Source organism: Prosthecobacter sp. (assembly GCF_020439865.1).
GTDB lineage: Bacteria > Verrucomicrobiota > Verrucomicrobiia > Verrucomicrobiales > Verrucomicrobiaceae > Prosthecobacter.
In genome coordinates this window covers 1-16,930 of sequence record NZ_JAGRPF010000066.1, presented here as the reverse complement: position 1 = coordinate 16,930, position 16,930 = coordinate 1, and the positions used below count along the sequence as shown (strand labels likewise).

General features: G+C 60.2%; 10 protein-coding genes and 1 pseudogene. All 11 read left to right on the top strand.

What is annotated here, in order from left to right; translation table 11 throughout:
• A pseudogene (locus KDL09_RS06790) lies at positions 1-1,046 on the top strand (serine protease); the annotation flags it as partial.
• Entirely contained in the window at positions 1,046-3,337 is a 2,292-nt protein-coding gene (locus tag KDL09_RS06785; RefSeq protein ID WP_294383019.1) for a c-type cytochrome domain-containing protein, read from the top strand. The pseudogene KDL09_RS06790 and the gene KDL09_RS06785, both read left to right, overlap by 1 nt.
• A gap of 16 nt (positions 3,338-3,353) precedes the next feature.
• Positions 3,354-4,778 carry a DUF1501 domain-containing protein gene (locus tag KDL09_RS06780; protein ID WP_294383017.1) on the top strand — a complete coding sequence of 475 codons (1,425 nt, stop codon included), beginning with the start codon at positions 3,354-3,356 and terminating at the stop codon, positions 4,776-4,778.
• Between the two features lie 39 nt (positions 4,779-4,817).
• A complete protein-coding gene (locus tag KDL09_RS06775) occupies positions 4,818-5,213 on the top strand; it encodes a RidA family protein (protein ID WP_294383015.1) in 396 nt (131 codons plus the stop codon).
• Between the two features lie 5 nt (positions 5,214-5,218).
• Entirely contained in the window at positions 5,219-7,636 is a 2,418-nt protein-coding gene (locus tag KDL09_RS06770; RefSeq protein WP_294383014.1) for a PVC-type heme-binding CxxCH protein, read from the top strand.
• Positions 7,633-8,589, top strand: a complete 957-nt coding sequence (locus tag KDL09_RS06765; protein ID WP_294383012.1) for a S8/S53 family peptidase — start codon at positions 7,633-7,635, stop codon at positions 8,587-8,589. Before KDL09_RS06770 ends, KDL09_RS06765 begins: the two co-directional genes overlap by 4 nt.
• Positions 8,586-10,526, top strand: coding sequence for a CehA/McbA family metallohydrolase (locus tag KDL09_RS06760; RefSeq protein ID WP_294383010.1), 1,941 nt, complete (start codon positions 8,586-8,588; stop codon positions 10,524-10,526). Before KDL09_RS06765 ends, KDL09_RS06760 begins: the two co-directional genes overlap by 4 nt.
• A 143-nt stretch (positions 10,527-10,669) precedes the next feature.
• Entirely contained in the window at positions 10,670-12,709 is a 2,040-nt protein-coding gene (locus KDL09_RS06755; RefSeq protein ID WP_294383007.1) for a hypothetical protein, read from the top strand.
• A gap of 73 nt (positions 12,710-12,782) precedes the next feature.
• Complete coding sequence (locus tag KDL09_RS06750; RefSeq protein ID WP_294383005.1) at positions 12,783-14,198, top strand: neutral/alkaline non-lysosomal ceramidase N-terminal domain-containing protein; 1,416 nt, start codon at positions 12,783-12,785, stop codon at positions 14,196-14,198.
• A gap of 105 nt (positions 14,199-14,303) precedes the next feature.
• Entirely contained in the window at positions 14,304-15,002 is a 699-nt protein-coding gene (locus KDL09_RS06745; protein WP_294383003.1) for a GntR family transcriptional regulator, read from the top strand.
• A gap of 1 nt (position 15,003) precedes the next feature.
• A partial coding sequence (locus tag KDL09_RS06740) for a DUF1549 domain-containing protein (protein WP_294383001.1) occupies positions 15,004-16,930 on the top strand: 1,927 nt, incomplete at its 3' end.

Here is a 16,930-nt window from a genome sequence, read left to right as displayed (position 1 = left end):
TCGGCGGCACGCGCAGCGATGCGAACAACATCTATCGTCTCATCGTGCGTCAGGCCGCGCCGGATTTCTCCCTCGCCGGCTGGGCCGTGCACATGACGCTGCGCAACGGCGACCGCGCCGCGCTTTCGAAGCCGATGGCACTGCGCGCCGGTGATTCGCGTGTGTATGAAGTTGTTGTCCAGCGCCGCGATGGCTTTGACGGCGAGATTGAGATCAGCATGGACAACCTGCCGCCGGGTGTCAGCGCCGCCGGTTTGAAGATCGCGAAGGGCAAGCCCTATGGTCATCTCATTCTTACTGCTGCCGGTGATGCCAAGCCCGGCTTCTCCTTGGCAAGTATCACAGGCAAGGCCGTCATCAACGGCAAGGAAGTCACACGTCCGGTCCGCATGGCGAGCATGGAGTGGCCGGTGAAAGACGCGAAAGGCGAGATTCCTGCGCCCCGCCTCATGGCTGACATTCCAGTGTCCGTCACTGATTCCGAAAAATCGCCGGTGAGCATCGCCGCTGCCGAGAACAAAGTGTATGAAGCCACGGCGGGCGAGACGCTGAAGATTCCGCTCAAGCTGACCTGGCGGAACGATTTCAACGGCACTTCGATCAAGGTGAAGGCCTACGGCGATGGCTTCAGCGGCTTGAAAGAGTTCGACATCCCGATCAAGGCCGCGACGCACGAAGCGGCGCTCGATCTGGCAGCGTTGAAGGTCGCACCGGGAGACTACACGATCGCTTTCTACAGTCTCGGCATTTGCAAATACAGCTACAACCCGGCCGCCGTGCCGCTGGCCGAAGCGGAGCAGAAAAAAGCCGAAGAACTCGCCGCCACCGCTGCTGAGGAGGCCAAGAAGGTGGCCGCCACCGATGCTAATGCCACCAAGGTCGCCGCTGAAAAGCAGAAGCAGGCCGAAGCCGCGATGGCCAGCGCCGCGAAGCGCATGAAAGCCGTCACCGCCGAGGCATCGCCGAAGGACACGGTGGACATCATCGTCTCCGAGCCGGTTCGCATTTCCGTGAAACCCGCGCCAGTCACCACCGCCAGCAAGTGATGAACCTACGTTCCATTCTCGTTCTTCTGAGCACCTCATCAGCCGCCCTGGCGGTGACGGAGTACGACTTCTACAAGGACGTCTACCCGTTCCTCAAGGCGAACTGCATCTCGTGCCACAACAAGACGACCACGAAGGCCGATCTGAACATGGAGACGCCCGCGTTGATGATCAAAGGCGGTGAAAACGGACCGTCGATCGTGCCGGGCAAGAGCATGCAGAGTCTCGTGGTGCAGGCTTCGCTGCATCAGCACGACATGGAGATGCCGCCGGGCAACAACAAGTCCGGCGCGGTGAATCTCACCCCCGCTGAGATCGCGATCCTCAAACAGTGGATCGACCAGGGCGCCAAGGACTCGGTGATCCAGGAGAGAACGGTCGTGCTCAAGGAATTCGCCGCCAGCGTCGATCCCATCTACACCGTGGCGATGACGAAGGATGGCCGCTACGCCGCCTGCGGCCGCTCGAACCAGATCTTCCTCTACGATCTGGCCACGCGTCAGCTCGTGATGCAGATCAGCGATCCGGCGGAGAAGAACGGTGCGGCGCATCGGGCGCTGGTGCAGTCTCTCGCGTTCAGTCCGGACGGAACGCGACTCGCGAGCGGCAGTTTCCGCGAAGTAAAGATCTGGAAGATGAGCACTGGCAAGCCGGCGGCGAATGGTGCGAAAACAACCTCTGCTCCGGCGAGCGCCGATTTGATCAAGAAGATCGCTACGACCGGCAAAGTGGTCGTGGTGAGCAGTGCGATGTCCGCCGATGGCAAGCTGGTCGTCACCGGCTGTGACGATGGCTCTGTGCGCGTTTGGGATGCGGCGACAGCAAAGCCGGTCATCGAACTGCGCGGCAGCGTGGCGACCACGAAAAAGATGGCGGAGCTCGACTGGACCATTGCCGCCCAGACGCTGGAGCAGGCATTTCAGAAAAGTGAGATCGCCCGCATCGAAGCACAGGACAAGGCGCTCGATGTGCTGTTGGGCAAAGCGAAGGAGGCCATCGTGACGATGAAGAAGGTGCTTCCTGAGAAGCAGAAGGCGGTGCCGCCGACGACTGAAGCAAAGACCACTGCGCAAAAGGCGGTGGATGAAGTCGCCGCCAAGATCAAAGCTGTGCCGGATGGCAAACCGGACGCTGCACTCGACAAAGAGCTCAAAACAGCGCAGGACAAACTCATCACCGCCAAGATGACCGAGGTTTCCGCCCTCGCGGCCGTATCGGCCGCCGAAAGCAATGTGAAGGACGCCGAAGCTGATGTGAAACGCATCACCGATTCGAAGGCCGCCAACGCCAAGGCCGTGACCGCTGCGAATGCCGCGATCACCGCAGCGAAGACGGCGCAGGACAAGGCCACTGCCGATCTCGCCGCGTTGAAGCAGTCGTTGACCAAGACGACCACGAAGCCCGTCGCGGTTTCCTTTTCCGCCGATGCTCAGCGTGTGGCCTCACTGTTCGACGACGGCACACTGCGTGTGTGGGCCGCCGCCACCGGAACACCGATCGAAGAGAGCGGTGCCAACGTCGCCGCAACGACCACGATCGCCGCTGCGCCCGATGGATCCTTTGTCGCCACCAAGGCGAGCACTCAAACCGTGGGAACTACGTTGCGATGGACGTTGGAGCGCAAGATCGACCAGAAGGGGCTCTTCGCCGATCGCGTCAATGCTGTGCGCTTCAGTCCTGATGGCAAAACGCTCGCCACCGGCGGTGGTGAGCTGTCCCGTTCCGGCGACATCATCTTCTTCGACGTCGCGACCGGCAAGGCGACACATACTTGGAAAGAGCATCACACGGACACGGTGCTGTGCCTCGATTTCTCGCCCGACGGCAAACGTCTCGCCTCCGGTGCCGCCGACAAGATCGCCCGCGTCACCGACATCGCCTCTGGCAAGCAGGTGAACCTGTTTGAAGGCCACACGCATCACGTCATGGGCATCGCCTACCGCAGCGACGGCCGTGTGCTCGCCACCGCCGGAGCAGACGGCACCGTGGTGACCTGGGACATGATCATCGGCGAGCGGAAGAAAAAGATCGAAGGCTGGACCAAGGAGGTCACCTCCCTGCAGTTCATCGGCGCCACGAATCAGATCGTCACCTCCGCTGGCGACAACCGCGTGCGCATCGTCACCGATGACGGCGCCGAGGTCCGATCCATGGCGAACCTCCCCGACTACATGCAGGCCGCCGTCAGCACGCCGAATGGTGCCACGCTCATCGCCGGCGGTGAAGACAGCGTTTTGCGCGTGTGGGATGGAACGAATGGCAAGGAAGTCGCCGTATTTGGTAGCAAGTAATCGATCTCTAAAAAGCATGTCATCCATCATTCAGCCTCCTTCAGTTGTTCGTTGCGCCGGTCCTGTGTCGCGGCGTGGGTTCATGCAGTTTGGTCTGGCGGGGATGGCGACTTTGAGCTGGCCAGGGTTGTTGAAGCTGCGTGCAGAGAATGCGTTGAAGCCGAAAGGCGAGCGCAAATCGATCATCATGGTCTGGCTGCCGGGCGGTCAGTCGCACATCGACACTTACGATCCGAAGCCGGATGCGAGCAGCGAGTATCGCGGCCCCTTCAAGACGATCAGCACTAAGATTCCTGGCACGCACTTCACCGAACTGCTGCCAATGAATGCGAAGATCGCCGACAAGTTCACCGTGCTGCGTTCGATGCATCAAAGCGCCGGTGGTCATCCGGCGGGCACGATGCAGATGTTCTCCGGAGACAAGGACACGCGTGACAAGCCGAAGCCGCGGCTGCCGGACTGGATGTCGGTGGCGCACTATCTGAGAGCCAAGGAAGGCGGGCGCAGCAATCCGCTGCCGAACTACATCGGCGTGCCGCCGCCTTCGCCAGAATACTCGAGCCCGGCCTATCTGGGAGATGCGTATGCGCCCTTTGGCGTCAGCGACGATCCGAATCGTCCGAATTTCCAGGTGCCGAACATCGGCATGGATGATGAGGCCGAGACGCGCCGTCTGAGCGACCGGCTCGCGCTTCGCAAGAGCCTGGACAAGATGGAGCGTGCGTTTGACCGCGAGGGCGAACTGGGCGCACTGGATGAATTTGAAGCACAGGCTGCCACGCTGCTGACGAATCCGCACACGCGTGATGCGTTTGACCTTAGCAAGGAAGATCCGGCCACGCGCGATCGCTACGGACGCAACCGATGGGGGCAGCAGTTGCTGCTGGCGCGTCGTCTCGTCGAAGCGGGCGTGGAAATCGTCACGAGCAATCTCAGTGGTCCGCTGTGCGGTCGCGTCAACAACTGGGATGACCACGCGGTGAACCAGCATCAGTTTGAAGCGCTGCGCTTCCGCATGCCAACCTATGATCGCTGTGTTTCGGCGCTCATCGAAGACATCTACGCACGCGGACTCGACAAGAAGGTGCTGGTCGTCGTCACGGGTGAATTTGGACGCACGCCGAAAATCAGCTTCGACCGCAGCACCGGCGCGGGTGATGCCAGCGGCCCGACCGGCACGCTGCAACCCGGTCGCGATCACTGGCCGCGTGCATTTACCAACATCTGGGCCGGTGGCGGCATTCAGACCGGCGGTGTCATCGGTGCCAGCGACAAGCGCGGCGAGGACGTGGTTGAACGTCCGTGCAACGCGAGCGACTTCCTCGCGACCGTTTATCACCATCTTGGAATCGATTACTCGAAGGTGACGATCGACGACCTCAACGGCCGTCCGGTGCACATCGTGGAAAATGGCAGGCCGATTGCGGAGTTGATCGCGTGATGAAGTGGCGGGAGTGGGAGCGTTCATCTTCACTCAGCCATGACCCATCCGAACGTCTCCTATCCGCAGCTCCCTGACACGCCCACCTCGCATCTGCCCTTCAGCCCCTGTGTGGTGGTCGGAGATCTGATATTTGTCTCCGGTCAGGCCTCTGTGGGTCAGTCCGGCAGCATCATCAGCGACAGCTTTGAAGGAGAGTTCCGGCGCAGCATCGAGAACGTGCGCAAGGTTCTCGAAGCCGCGGGCAGTGATCTTGAGCACGTCGTGCAGACGCGGAACTACGTGCGTGATGAAGCAGACCTGCCGCTCTACAACCAGCTCTACCGCGAATACTTCCCGCAGCCGTCGCCTGCACGAACAACGATCACGAACTGCCTGCCGCCGTCGCTCAAATACGAGGTTGAAGCCGTTGCCGTCCGCCGTCCTCACGCCTGATTCTCATGAAACAACTGCTGATCTTTCTCCTCGTTTCTGCCGTGTCATTGCATGCGGCGCGCACGTCTCCCGACAAATCGCCCGAGGTGCCCGCTGATCTGGCACCGCAGATCGAAACGCTGCAACCGGGCGTCAAACTCACTCTGCTTGCCGAGCATCCCGACGTGGTCACACCGACGGGCATCGATGTGGATGACAAGGGCAACGTCTGGACGATCGCATGCCACACGCACTTTCGCCCGGGTGATTACGACGGTCCGGAACACGATGAAGTGCTGGTCTTTGATGCAAACGGCAAGAACCGTCGCGTGTTTTACAACAAGACCGACGCCACCATGCACGTCGAATGCGGCCCCGATGGCTGGATCTACCTCGCCGAGCGTGATCGCGTGTTGCGCGTCAAAGATACAAATGGCGACGGCATCGGCGACACGGAGGAGAACCTGGCCACGCTCGACACCGTGGCCGATTATCCGCACAACGGCCTTAGCGGCATGGCCTGGCATCCGGATGGCGGGCTTGTCTTCTCGCTCGGTGAAAACTTCGGAAAAGACTGGACGCTCACCGGCACCGATGGCGGAAATGTGAGCGGACGTGGCGAGGGCGGTGTCTTCCGCTGTAGTGCCGATGGCAAGAACCTCCGCCGCATCGCCCGCGGCTTTTGGAATCCTTTTGGTCTTCTCGTTCGCGCTGATGGCGAGATCTTCGCTGCGGAAAACGATCCGGGCAGCCGGCCGCCGTGCCGTTTGCTGAACGTCGTTGAAGGCGCAGACTATGGCTTCCAGTGGGTCTATGGCAGCGCGCCGGTGCATCCGTTCGTCGGCATGAACGGCGAACTGCGTGGCACCATTGGCATGGTGCATCCTTCCGGCGAAGCACCGTGTGCCATCGCCGAATTCGGTGGCGGCGTGCTGATCCCGAGCTGGAGCGATCACAGCATCGACTATTTTCCGCTCACCCGAAAAGGCGCGGGCTACACTTCCGAGCGCATCCCGATCGTCAAAGGCAGCGATTATTTCCGCCCGACCTGCATGGTCGATGCAGGCAAGGGGGTGTTCTATTTGAATGACTGGGTCTTCTCCTCGTATCCGATTCACAAACGTGGCCGACTCTGGAAACTCGAAGTCACCGGTGCTCCATGGATCAAGGAGAAGAACGATCCGCCCACGCCCGAGGCCGAACTCGCGAGCAAGCTGCGCGAAGGCAAGGCGAAGCTCGAAACTGCGAAGCTGCTCGAACTCGCGCGCGGTTCAGACGCCTATCTCTCGGATGCCGCGCTCACTGCGCTCTCGCGCTCCAGTCTGACGATTGACGCTGTGAAAGCGCTCGCACCACAGGACCGCGTGTGGGCTTTGGTGGCCATGCGTCGGATCGATTTGAACGATGAGAAATGGGTGCGTGCCTTCTTCCACGATCCCGATCCTGAAATGCGTTTCGAGTGCCTGCGCTGGACGGCCGACGCGGTTTTGAAAGAATTCCTGCCGCAGGTCGAGGCCATGCTTGCCGATCCCAAGCTCAGTTTCCGGCTCTTTGAAGCCGTGCTGGCCACCGTGAACACCTTGCGCGACGATCCGGGCGCCGGCGTGACGAACCCCGCCGTGTTGATCGAACATATCACCAACCCACAGACGCCGGCGCGGATCAAAGGTTACGCGCTGCGGCTTGTCCCGCCGGATCAAAAGCAGCTCACGCTCGACCTTCTGCGTCAGTTTGCCGCGAGCGACGATCCCGTGTTGCAACTCGAAGCTGTGCGCACCTTGGCGGCACGCCGGGCCAGCGCTGAGATCGCGGCGGATGAAAAACGCAGCCCGCAGCTGCGCGCCGAGGCGATTCTTGGCGTCGATGACACGGCGTTGCTGCAAAAGCTCAAGACGAGTGACAACCCGATCATTCAAGACGAAGCCAGACGTGCTCTGCGTTTCACCGATGGGTTCACGCCCAGCAGCAGCAGGCCCGCTTTCGACAACACCGACGACTGGTTGAAAATGCTCGATGCGTTGCCAGGCAAAGCGAATCCTGACACCGGCCGGCGCATCTTCTTCAACACGAAGGTGGCGCTGTGCTCCACCTGTCATCGCCACAGCGGTCGTGGCAATGTGGTGGGCCCGGACCTCACGCTTGTCGCGCAGCAGGGCGATCGCGCCGCGATCCTGCGTTCGATTCTCGAGCCGCATCGCGAAGTCGCGCCGCAGTTTTATCCGTCCCTCGTGAAGCTCAAAGACGGCACCGAGTTCATGGGCATCCTGCTCCGTTCTTCGAACACGGACGTGTTTCGGGATCTCACTGGCAAGGAGAAGTCTTTTCCCGAAACTGATATCGTCAGTCGCATCGAGCTGAAAACCTCATTGATGCCGCCGGGACTCGTGATGTCGCTCACCGACGCTGAATTGCGCGATTTGCTGGCCTTCCTGACTTCTAAATGACGATCTTCAGACACATTGCTCGCGGCTTCTTGTTCGCGTCCAGCCTCACCGCAGCACAGGAAGCTGCACAGCCTGCCGAGTTCGAACACGCAGGTGTCACGGCGTCGTGGGCGAAATACGCTGATGTGCTGACATTTGGCCGAGGCCAGACGCTGGCCTTGCTGGACGACGGCTGCACGATGTCGAAGCCTGAGTGGCAGGCTGTGGTCGAAGGCGTGCCGAAAGTCCGGGTAACCTACGACGCGGTGGACGGTGATGATGATCCGAAGCACGAGGGCAAAGGCTACCACGGCAGCACCATCGGGATTCCTTCCTCCGTGAATCATGGCAGCAAACGGGGGGTCGCTTTCAACAATCAGATCGCCATCGTGCGCAGTCTGGAGTGCTGCCATTGCAAGGTCGCCGACAGCGCCTCGCTTGCGCGTGCGCTGCAATGGGTCATCGACCATCATGTCGAGCATCACATTACCACGGTAAACCTGGCACCGGTGGACGACCAGGAACATGGGGAACCAGTGGCCACCGAGATCGACGCCAAGCTCGCCACTTTGCGCGAACTCGGCGTCTGGGTCAGCGCCCCGGCGGGGAATCACAACTTCACGAAGGGCATTTCATGGCCCGCTTCGCAGCCAAACTGTTTCGCCATCGGTGCCGTGGCCCCGGGTAAGGAAGTCGTGGTGCTGGATCGCAGCGCCAAAGTCGATTTGCTGGTGCCTGCGCGTGCCACCAGTTCCTCCAACGCCATTGTGTGTGGCTCCGCGATGATCCTGCGTGAGGCCATCGAGAAGAGCGGATATCCATGGCAGGCCGACGGCAAGAATATCGCTGAAGCCATGATGAAGATCTTCCACGACACTGGCAAACCGGTGGAGGACAAAGCAAGCGGTCAGACCTTTCGTCGGCTCGACCTATTGGCGGCTTTGAACCATGTGATGAAGAAGAGCACGCCATGAAACGGTTTCATCTCCTCGTTGTGTGCGTCTTCGGTTTCCGGCTCGTGGCGGTTTCACAGGAAATGACTTTGGAGTCGAGGCGACTTCATCTGGGCAGACCAGGGCAATACGAGTGGGATGTCTTCAAAGACCGTCCTGTGGATGCCGAACGGCTGGAGATCCGTTTTGAAGCCAGGTCAAACACTCATGAACACACGCTGCGCATCTGGCAGCGGGACGTGAAGCTGGGATGGCCGGTGCTTCTCAACAATCGCAAGTTGGGTGCGCTCGTCACCGCCGAGACTCCTCAGGAGTGTGTGCTGGCGGTGCCTGCAGGTGCTGTGCGTGACGGGGAGAACGTTCTTGTCGTCGAGGCTCCTGCGAGTCTGGATGACATCGAGGTGGGTCCGGTGATTTTGACGGCGAAGCCAGTCACTGAGACGATTGGTGGTGCTCGCATTGAGGTGACGGTGACTGCGCTGCCAAACGGAGAGACGTCACCTTGCCGGATCACACTGACGCGGGCCGATGGCACTCTGCAGCCGTTGTTTGCCGAACCTGCCGGCGCTGTCGCCGCACGAACGGGCGTGGTTTATTCCAAGAACGGGCATGCATCGATCTCTGTCCCGCCAGGAGATTACGTCGTGCATGCCGGGCGTGGATTTGAGTGGAGCGTGGCGAAGCAGGCGGTTTCGCTGAAGGTTGGCGACACCAAGGAGATGAGGATGGAGTTGCGACGCGAGGTGGACACGAGTGGCTGGATCGCCGCTGACAGCCACATCCACACATTGACGTTCAGTGGTCACGGCGATGCGAAGATCGAGGAACGCATGCTCACGATAGCGGGCGAGGGGATCGAACTGGCGATCTCAACGGATCACAATCATCATACGGATTACGCACCCATGGCAGCGAGCATGGGCGTGGCGGATCGCTTTACGCCGGTGATCGGCAATGAGGTCACCACCAAGCATGGTCATTTCAACGCATTCCCCATTCAGCCGGGTGCGAAGGTCGTGGATGTCGCTGAGGACGACTGGGCAATACTCTTGCCTGCCATTCGTGCAACGCCGGGTGTGAAAGTCATCACGCTGAATCACCCGCGCGATCTGCACAGCGGATTTGTGCCGTTGGGCGGCGTCCAATTCAATCCGAAGACGGGCAAACATCGTCAGGCGGATGCGCTGGACGTCGATGCCATGGAGGTGGTGACTTCCGCCGCGATGCAGTCCGACATCCATCTGCTGTATCGTGACTGGTTTGCCCTGCTGAACCGCGGACACCGCATCTCGGCGGTGGGATCAAGCGACAGTCATGACGTGAATCGGTTCATTCTTGGGCAGGGGCGGACTTATGTCGCGGTCGACGATGCGGATCCATCCCACCTCAATCTCGACGAAATCTGGCACAGCTACCGGGAAGGGCGATTGCTTGTCAGCCTCGGACTGCTAACCACGATGACGGTGGACGGGCGTTTCACGGTTGGTCATCTGGCCACCGGGCTCGGAGAAAAGATCAAGGTCGAGATCATTGTTAGTGGCCCCTCGTGGGTGACGGCAGATCACGTCGAGCTCTTCGCCAACGGGATTCTCGTCCGGGAGCAGGCGCTGAGTGATGAGCATCATGCGGGTGAAAAGGCGCGGGTCGCGTGGGAACTGCCTCGTCCGGCGCACGATGTGCATCTGGTGGCCATCGCCACGGGGCCAGGGGTGACGGAGCCGTTTTGGGAGATTCCGCGCCCGTATCAGGCAACGAGCAAGACCTTCACTCCTCGCGTCATTGGGTCCACCAATCCGGTCTGGATCGACGCTGACGGTGATGGGCAGTTTCAGTCGGCCTGTGCCATCGCTCAGTCGCTTCTCAAGCGCTTCGGCAAGGATCGCGAAAAGCTCGGCGAGGCATTAAAGTCTCATGATGAGTCAGTTGCGATTCAGGTGGCGGCTTTAATTGGTGAATGAACTGAGGCTCCGAGCCCTTCGGTGACGCTGGCTTTTCTCAAAAAATCCCCACAGAGCTTAAAATTAATTAAGTTTTGCAAAAAAAAGTCACTGGCCTACATTTTAGAGACACTGATTTTTAAAAATCTGACCCTCCCGCTCCTATGACCAAGCTTGCTTTTGTGCTCGATAACGGTCGCGAACTCCAGATTCCTCTCGCGGCGGATATGCCACTGGGGCGGTTGGCCGAGGTGACTGCCGCTGTTCAGGATGTGGAAATGCTGCACCAAGAACGGATGCAAAGTCTGGGGCTGCTGTCGGCACGCCACGAACGCGCCTGCTCGGACTTGGCAAAGGTGAACAGCCGGTATCACGAGGTTTCCGCCGAGGTGAACCGGCTTCAGGCCATCGAGGCAGAACTGCGCCATGAACTGCAGACTTTGGCCGCACGCAAAGAGCAGTCGTTGACGGCGCTTCAAGAACTGAGCGGCAGAAGGGCGGTTGAGGAGGATCACCTCAAGTCGTTGGAAGAAAAGACGATGACGGCCGGCCGGGTTTTCGATGAGACCACCAGTGCTGCCGAAACCGCGCAGGGCGCACTCCAGGCCCTCTTGGAGAACCTCTCGCAGGCGAGGGAACAACAGGAGCAGCTTTATGCAGACATCACCACCCGCACCGGAGAGCTTCAGCAAACGGAGGCGAAACTGCATCAGGTGAAGATGCAGCATGACTGTGTCGAGGATCGACGGGCCATGCTGGCTGTTGCCTCTGAAGACTTGGCTTTTGGCAATGAGCAGCTTCAGGCGGTGCAGACTGAGATCGAGGCAAACATTGCATCACTCACTGTAGAAGAGCAGACGGCGCGGCAGGCCGCCGGTGTTGCGGACGCTGCGCGTCAGGATGCCGCCGAGTCGCTCCGGAAGACAGAGGCGGAGCTTTGCGCCAGTCGGGCCAACCTGAAGCAACTGAACGAGCAAACAGCGGTCGCACGCGAAACACTCGCCAGCACGGAGGCGTGCCAAACCCGCCTAACACAGGTGCTTGCCTCACAACAGGAGCGGCAGGCAAAGCTCCAGGATTCGATTTGTGCGCTCGAGACACTGCTGGCCGACCGTCAAACGGTGCTCGTCGCTGTGGAAAAAGATCTCGGCGAGACGAAACGGCAGCTTGCACAGGCACGGGACGGATTGAGTTCAACGCAGAAGTCGTTGAACGAACATGAGCAGCAACTGCGGGCCAAATCGGCCGAACTCGAAGACAAAAACAGGAAGGTCACGATCCGAAGTGAAGAACTCGCAGGGCTCTCGGCAATGCTCGAACGCCGGCATGCTGAGGAGCGGGAGGCTGAAGCACGACTTTCGAGTCTCACGAGTCAGATTGAAAGCTCTCAACAACAGTTCACGGATGCTTCCGCCAAGCTGGCAACGACAAATGAGGAGCACACACGCCTGGCGAACGAGATCGGTGTCCATCAAGACACGATCGACGCTCAGCAAAAGAAGCTGGAGATTGCGCTTCGGGAACGAGCTGCGGCGGAAAATCAAACAGCGGCTCTGCGTGACAGGGAAACAGCGCTCCTGACTAGCATTGAGGCACTCCTGTCAGGGGAGAAGACTCAAAGACAGCGTTATGACGAACTGCGCTCTCTCACGACCGCTGCAGAGCACGAGCATGCGAACCGAATGAAGGAGAATGAGGAACAACTGGCGTCCACCAGGCAGGAATTGCAGGAGGTGGAGGGCCGTCTCGAGGCGCTGGAGGCGTGGAATCAGCGAATGATCGGATCTCAGAACCGGCTGGCCTCACTCCTCCCTGATTCACTTGAAGCGCGCAATCTGCGCAATGACATCGACGTTTCGATGGCCGGACTCCGTCATCTGCTTTCCAAGGGGGCAAGCGCTGTTGCGCCGCCACCGCTTTCTGCGCACGCAGATGCGGCCGCTGAGAGTCAGCCGCAGGAAAAACGAGCGGGCGTGAATCCGCGTGCGAGAATTCAGTCACAGGCAGGATCCGCAATGCGTGAGCACGATCGCCAGCTCGAGGACAAGATTCGGCAGAACGAAGTTAGGCTCGAACTGCTGGAGCGCAGGTTGAAACGCGGTGAACTGGAGGAGCGCTGTCAGCGCGAAAAGATTGCCTCTCTCAAACAGCGGCTTGGTGAAATAGCCGGAAACATTTCTGAAAGGGTGCCGGTCAGGGCATAAGAAGAGCCCTAACGTGCCGTCAGCGCGTGTTGTCCGCGAGAGTGCCGGCTGGAGGAGCGTTTTGAACTTCCTCATGAGAAATCTGCTGCCCGTTCTTTGTGTCCTTTCGTTTTGTGCCTTCAGCGCCCGTGCGCAGGCACCGGCTCTTCGTGCCGGAGCCGCCGCCGTGGACATCACGCCGACTGAATTTCCGGTGAACATGCCTGGAGGATTCAGTGCCAACATCGCCGACAAGGCGCATGACCCGTTTCATTCGCGGGCGATCGTTTTAGACGACGGTCAAACGAAGCTGGCGCTGGTGGTGGTCGATGTGTTGGGAGCCGGTCCGGATGTGCTCAATGAAGCCAAGGCCATCGCGGCGGCGAAGACCGGCATGTCGCCGGACAAGATGCTCATCAGTTCCACCCACACGCACAGCGGGCCGCGTGTGAACGCAAGCAGTGAATCGGGAGCGAGATACTACAAGACCTTCGTCGAGGGCATTGCTGAATCGATCATCAAGGCACATGAGGCGTTGAAACCGGCCGCGGTCGGCGCGGCGGCACATCCGCTGCCAGACGAGGTGTTCAATCGCCGCTGGTATCTGAAACCCGGCAAGATGCCGCTCAATCCCTTCGGCCGCCTGGACAAGGTGAAAATGAATCCCGGCACCAGTCCGGATGTGATCGATCATCCCGCCGGTCCCACCGATCCCGATGTCTCGATCATTTCTGTGCAGGATTTGAAACGAAAGCAGATCGCGGTCTATGCCAACTACTCGCTCCATTACGTCGGCGGCGCTCCGAAAGGAGAAATGTCGGCCGATTACTTCGGCGAATTCGCCCGCCTCATGCCCTCGCGCGTGCGTAGCGACGAAAACTTCGTGGCGATGATGTCGAATGGCACCTCCGGTGACATCAACAACATTCCTTTCGGCGTGATCCGTCCTCCGCGTGAACCGTTTGAGCAGATACGCATCGTGGCGCAGAAGGCGGCGGACACCGCATGGTTTGCGCAACGGAAGATTGAGAAACATCGGAGCGATGTGCGGCTTGGCATGCTCCAGCGTGAGATCACGCTGAAGTATCGACGCCCCAGCGCACAGGATGTCGCCGAAGCAAAAGCCGTGCTCGCGGTCAAGGACAAGGAAGCCATCGAGAAGCTGCCGCGTCTGGCACAGAATTACGCCCGCAGCGTCGTCAATGCTGCTGAGCGCGCCGAGGACACGATCACTGTGCAGCTCCAGGCCATTCGAATCGGCGATCTCGCGGTCTGCGGCATCCCATTTGAGACCTTCGTCGAGATCGGCCTCGATTTGAAAAAGCGCAGTCCGTTTTCACAAACGATCGTTGTCGGCCTCGCCAATGGCCGCCACGGCTACCTGCCCACACTGGAGCAGCACAAACTCGGCGGCTATGAAACCTGGCTGGGCACGAATCAGGTTCAGGAGGACACGTCCGTCATTCTCACCAACAACCTGCTGGAGATGCTGGCGGAGTTGAAGAAGTGACGGGTGCTTTGGCAAAATGAGAGAGCGGCAAGTTTCAACTATTTAACTGGTATGCCAGTAAGATTCCAGAGCGCCTGACGTTTGGGCTGACTCAACTTTCCGTCCATGCCCGCCCGAACCCTGTCCAAGCCGTCCCAAAAAGCCACCGCTGCGGCGCTGCCGTCCCGTCTTCAATCTCGCGCCTACGCCGAACTGCGGAGGCTGATCGCCTCGGGTGAGTTTCCCGCTGGGACGTTTCTCTCCGAGCGTCAACTGGCGGCCCAACTGGAGATGAGCAAGACGCCGGTGCATGTGGCGCTGGAGCGGCTGGAGTCGGAGGGGTTCGTGACGATCTCGGCGCAGCAAGGGATCGTGGTTCGCGGTTTGACCGTGGATGACATCGTCGATCACTACGAACTGCGCGAGGCGATCGAATCCTATGCCGTGGGTCGCGTGGCGGGACGGTTGACCGAGGCGCAGCGGGCGAGTCTGGAAGAAAGTCTGGAAAATCAGGATGCCGCCATCAAGCGAGGCGATGTGGCCGAATTGATCGATCTGGACGCGCGCTTTCACCTGCTGCTGGCGACTTTTCATGGCAATCGCCAAATCATCGCCACGATGGAACAACTGCGGGACAAGATTCATCAGGTCATCGTCCGCGTCACCAGCCTCAATCCCCAACGCCTCAGTGAGAGCGTGGAGGAGCATCGGGGCATCGCAAAGGCGGTGCTCGACGGCGACTCCGCGCTCGCCGCCCGCCTGGCCGTGGCGCATCTCGATGCCGGCAAGCGTCACATCCTCAGCCCGACCCGTCTCCGCTCGTAGCATGAACCGGTGTGTGTTTCATCTTGGGCTGGCGCTGGCGTCTGCGGTTTGCGCATTCGGCGAGCCTGCGACGTTTGTGCGTGGGATCAATCTCAATGGCCCGGCGTTGATGATTGATGATCACAAGTGGGAGTCTGGCAAAGAGGCGGAGAACGTTACGATTTCCGGCAAGACCTTTGAAAACCAAAAGGTGCTGCTCAAGCCGCCGGTGGATACCGAGCGCACGCGCATGATCCGCAGCAGCGTGTGGGGCAATGACGTCAACGTGACCTTCAATTCGGTTCCCGAAGGCGGTTACCAGGTCTTTCTCTATGTCTGGGAGGACAACAACAACGAGCGCTTCAGCCTGAAGGTGAACGACAAGCTCGTCGTGGAGGCGTTTGAGAGCGGCACGGAAGGCATGTGGAAAAAGCTTGGTCCATGGCCGGCGCGCCCGGTGGCGGGCAAGATCAAGATCACTGCGATCGCTGCGAGTCACGGTGCGGCGAACCTGTCCGGCATCGAGCTATGGAAAGGCGAAGGAGAAGTTCCGCAGATCGCGCAGGCGGATTTCGCAGGCACACCGTCGGCGGAACAGCTCGCCTTCTTTGAAAACAAGATCCGCCCGGTGCTCGTGGAGCACTGCTACGAGTGTCACAGCGCCACGGCCAAGAAGATCAAAGGCGGACTCGTGGTTGATTCGCGGGCGGGCGTGCACAAAGGTGGCGACACCGGCCCGCTGCTGACGCCGGGTGATCCGGAGGCGAGTTTGCTCATCGAAGCCGTGCGCCACGCCAGTGAAGACACCGCCATGCCGCCGAAGAAGAAGCTGCCTGCGAATGTCATCACCGATCTCGAAGCCTGGGTGCGCATGGGTGCGCCAGATCCGCGCGACACCGACACCGTCGCCGCCGTGCAGGCGAAGTCGGCGATCAATTGGGACAAGGCGCGTGAATGGTGGTCGCTGCGCCCGCTTGAAACACCGCAACCGCCAAAGGTGAAGGACAACGCATGGCCGGTGAATGAAGTTGACCGGTTTGTGCTCGCACGCGTGGAAGAGGCCGGATTGAAACCCGCACGAGATGCCGACAAGCGCGTGCTGATTCGCCGTGCGACCTACGATCTGACGGGGCTGCCGCCTTCGCCGCAGGAAGTGGATGCCTTTCTCGCCGACGACTCTAAGGATGCCTTCGCTCGCGTGGTCGACCGCCTGCTCGACTCGCCTGCCTACGGCGAGCGCTGGGGCCGTCATTGGCTCGATGTGGTGCGCTACGCCGACACGGCGGGCGACAACTCGGATTATCCGATCCCGCAGATGCGCCGCTATCGCGACTGGGTGATCGCCGCCTTCAATCGCGACCTGCCGTATGATGAATTCGTGCGCGATCAGCTCGCCGGTGACCTGCGCGGCGGCGCTACGGATGCGGAGCGTTACGACCGCATCATCGCCACCGGCTACATCGGCAACTCGCGTCGTTTCGGCTCACGCGTGGATGACTATCCGCAGCATCTCACGATCGAGGACACGCTCGACAATCTGGGCCGCACCTTTCTCGGGCTCAGCATCAACTGCGCACGCTGCCACGACCACAAATTCGACCCCATCAGCAACGAGGACTACTACGCGCTGTACGGCATCTTCAACAGCACGCGCTATCCGTGGCCCGGCATCGAACTCGACAAAAAGCAGCGCGACCTGGTGCCGCTGGTCCCCATTTCCATGAAGGCGCAGGCAGAGGCGAAACGCGTGGAACGCGAAAAGGAAATGACGCGGCTGCGCAAGGAGGCTGACAAGCTCAAGGCCGACCTCAAAACGGCGGCGAAGGACAAGAAAGCAGCCATGGAGGCCAAAATGAAAGAGGCGCAGGCCAAGCTTGCTGCGCTGGCCAAGAAGCCGCTGCCATTTGAGTTTGCCTACGCGGTCGCAGATGCCGCGAAGGTGGGCGATG